The 3,400-nt window shown below is 43.7% G+C and carries 4 protein-coding genes; 3 read left to right on the plus strand and 1 reads right to left on the minus strand.

Annotated features, from left to right (window positions below; translation table 11 throughout):
- From LD39_RS16545 to LD39_RS16555, 3 genes are all read left to right on the plus strand, one after another.
- The coding region (locus LD39_RS16545; protein ID WP_035550021.1) for a glycosyl hydrolase family 18 protein at positions 1-769 on the plus strand (769 nt) is incomplete at its 5' end.
- 269 nt (positions 770-1,038) lie between these two features.
- On the plus strand, positions 1,039-2,250 hold the full coding sequence (locus tag LD39_RS16550) for a processed acidic surface protein (protein ID WP_035550024.1): 1,212 nt from the start codon (positions 1,039-1,041) through the stop codon (positions 2,248-2,250).
- A complete protein-coding gene (locus LD39_RS16555; RefSeq protein ID WP_035550027.1) occupies positions 2,237-2,896 on the plus strand; it encodes a class D sortase in 660 nt (219 codons plus the stop codon). Before LD39_RS16550 ends, LD39_RS16555 begins: the two co-directional genes overlap by 14 nt.
- A 323-nt stretch (positions 2,897-3,219) precedes the next feature.
- On the opposite strand, the gene LD39_RS23630 is transcribed toward LD39_RS16555, so the two are convergent.
- A partial coding sequence (locus LD39_RS23630; protein WP_231572598.1) for a hypothetical protein occupies positions 3,220-3,400 on the minus strand: 181 nt, incomplete at its 5' end.

Consider the following 3,400-nt stretch of genomic DNA (forward strand, 5'->3'; position numbering starts at 1 on the left):
TTTTTCTGGGCGGAAGTTTGACTCAGATTTGGCTGCGACGATCTTGAGAAGCCCTGATCTCCAGGAGACAGTGATCACAAATATTCTGGATAAAATGAAGGCAAAGGGCTATGAAGGCCTCAATATCGATTTCGAATATGTGTATCCAGAGGATCGGGAAAACTATAATAATTTTCTTAGAAAAGTCGTGGGCAGGCTGCGCCCCGAGGGTTATACAGTATCTACTGCTTTGGCGCCTAAAATTAAAGCCGATCAAACGGGATTATTATACGAAGCACATGATTATCCCGCTCACGGAGAAATTCTGGATTTTGTCATATTGATGACCTATGAATGGGGCTGGGCAGGCGGAAGGCCTTGGGCGATTGCTCCGATCAATAAAGTGCGCGAAGTACTTGATTATGCCGTAACGGCTATTCCCAGAGAAAAAATCATGATGGGAATCCCGTTGTACGGGAGGGACTGGAAAATTCCATGGGTGGATGGAACGTTTGCGCGAACGGTCAGTCCTAAAGAGGCTGTACAACTTGCCGCAAAGTATGGAGTAGAGATTCAGTATGACGAGACCTACCAATCTCCATTTTTCAAATATAAAGATGAATCGGGCCAGCAGCATGAAGTTTGGTTTGAAGATGCGCGAAGTATGCAGGCCAAATACGACACGTTGGCTGCTTATGGATTAAGAGGCGGGAGCTATTGGGTGTTAGGAAATCCTTTTCCGCAAAATTGGCCCGTCTTACGGGATAACTTCACGATTAAAAAAGGGTAAGAATAAGCAGCATATGAACAAAAAAAGCAAAGCCAGCGCTTTGCTTTTTAATTTTCCTCTATACCCCTTGCGGAGATTTTCTTGTACTCTGTGGGTAGTTATATGACTCTTCCCTCTAAGGGTTGTCTTAGTCGTAAGGAGACAGAGACGCTACTATCATTAAAGTTACATAAACTTTCATCTATTATTAGAAAATAAAGCTATCTTTTTTTATACGCTAGAATTATAATATTCTAGATATTAACAATTGAATAGTAGGAGGAAAATTGGTGAAAGGTCTGTTTTTGGTTGTTTTCTTAGGGTTGTCTGTTGCTCTGTTCCCTTCTGTCGGAAGTGCTGCACCGGAGAATAAAGAAGTGGAACGTTTTGTTGAGGATCTGGGGTGGACGTTTCAGGATTTAGAGGAATATCTCGATTTTTATGAGCTGAGTTTGGAAGATTTCGAGGACATGGATGAGTTACGCGAGTTTTTAGGCGAACCGTTGTCTGAGGATAATTTAAATGAACTTCTCCACGATTATGGATGGAGTTTGGAAGAGGCCACTGCTCTATTGAGAGAGAACGGTGAGCTTGATGAGAATGAGACTATTCTTGATGCTTACATCTTCCTGGAAGATTTGGATAGTGACCTCTACTTTTACAGTTTGACACCTTTAACAGACGAGGCCATCGATCAGCTTCTTAAAGAGTATGAACTGACCTATGAGGAGCTCATAGAGATTTTAGAGCAAAATGGAGATTCGATCGAAAATTATGAGTACGTCGAAGACTTGGATTGGGCGCTTTGGGATTATCTTTACAGTGAGGACGAGGTCGACTATGAGGAAATCGACGGTCTGTTTGCAGACATTGGTCTGACTGATGAAGAACTGGACCGATTGTATAATCATCTGATGAACTTAGATTTAGAAGATCCAGCCACTCTTGCAAAGCTGGATGAACTCTCAAACCGCATGATGGCGTTTGCTGACTTCGATGTAGCGACAGAGTTAACAGCCGATCAAATCGCTGAACTGATGGATGTTTTCACTCAATTGACTCAAGTGTTTGATTTAGACGTTTCGTTTTATTTAGTAAACGGAGAAGAGAAAGAAGCAGTATCTGTTTCCACGCTTCTTAAAATGACTTCTTCAGATGGATATGATTTGCTGATTGTTTTGCATAATACTAAAGGTGAATTTTTGGCAGACTTGCTGCTCACAGGAGATATGTTCGGATCAGATCTGATTAAGGATACAGGTTCAGACTTACAGCAGCTTGAAGGAGTCGTCAAGGATGACAGTGAAACGACGAAGAAGATGCCGGTGAAACCTCAGCCAGAAAAACCAGAAACGGCGGAAGAGCGTCCAGCTGTCCAAACCGAGCATGGTGCGAAATTACCGAAAACAGCTTCCTTTGCCATTGAAAAAATTGGTGCCGGACTTGCTATGATTTTCTTGAGCTTTTTTGTATACCGCAGGTTCAAGTATGCACAAAGGTAAAAAAATGAGAAAGTACATGCTGCTCTTTTTAAGCCTCACTTTACTGATCGGAGGCTTATGGTTTACGACGACAAGTGCTTACACATTTGCTAAAGGCTATTTTTTGTTCAAGACGGGTACAGCGACAGCAGAAAAGTCTAGGCAAGAAACCACTTCAAAAGAAAGTGAGCCGGCTGCTGAAAGTGAAACTAAAGCTCTGCCAGAAATTAATAACGAGGTCGTTTCTTATGAATCCCGGCCAAAGCAAGGTGAGCGAATGGGGGAACTTTATATCCCCAAACTTGATGCGACCCTGCCTATTTTTCACGGGACAGATGAGGACGAATTGGATAAGGGCGTCGGCCATTTCGCAGGCAGTGTTCTGCCAGGTGAAAAGGATAACGCTGTATTATCAGGACACCGCGACACGGTTTTTCGAAGACTCGGAGAAGTTGGCGTGAATGATTTGCTCATTGTTACCACTTCGGCTGGAGAATTCACGTATAAAGTACGAAAAGTACGGATTGTCGATGCCGATGACCGGACCGTTATCGTTCCGAAACCTACAGCGACGCTTACTGTCACGACGTGTTATCCGTTCGATTTTGTAGGGTCTGCGCCTGAGCGATATATCCTTGTAGCGGAACTTAAAAGTAGTAAAAAATAGAAATTGAAGCCAAACTTCCAGAAGACTGGAGGAAAGGCTTCTTTTTTTATATAGACGATGTTATATCTTTTTATTAATTTTAACTTCCTCTATTAAAGCTCCCGATTTTTGAAGACTCAGTTGCAAGATGATTAGAACCGTTGCTTTATAAGAATTCGGGTTGGCGGTGAAACGACTCGCTTTCCTGCGGGGGACCTGGCAAGCTTCCTCGGACTTCGCCCTGCGGGATCTCGCCTAGCCCCTTCTCCCGGGGGAGTCTCGTCGTTTCACAGCCAACCCAGCTATTTTGTAGTGAACGGCTCCTTTTACAGGGGTGAGGATATTCACTCAATAACCATGTTATAAACGGGCTGGTGCATGAAACGAAGACCTAAAAGGGAGATGTTTCCGTTATCCCAAACAACCGTAAGGAGGTCCTGGAAATGGCGAGACTCCTGTGGGATGAGCATGATCGGTGAGATCCCGGAAGACGGAGTCTGAGGAAGCTCACCACATGCCCACGGA

The organism is Halobacillus sp. BBL2006 (assembly GCF_000786645.1).
GTDB lineage: Bacteria > Bacillota > Bacilli > Bacillales > Halobacillaceae > Halobacillus.

What these genes read in the sequence shown, in the direction of transcription:
- LD39_RS16555 (WP_035550027.1), top strand. Translation starts at nt 2,237, where the DNA reads ATGCACAAAGGTAAAAAAATGAGAAAGTACATGCTGCTCTTTTTAAGC.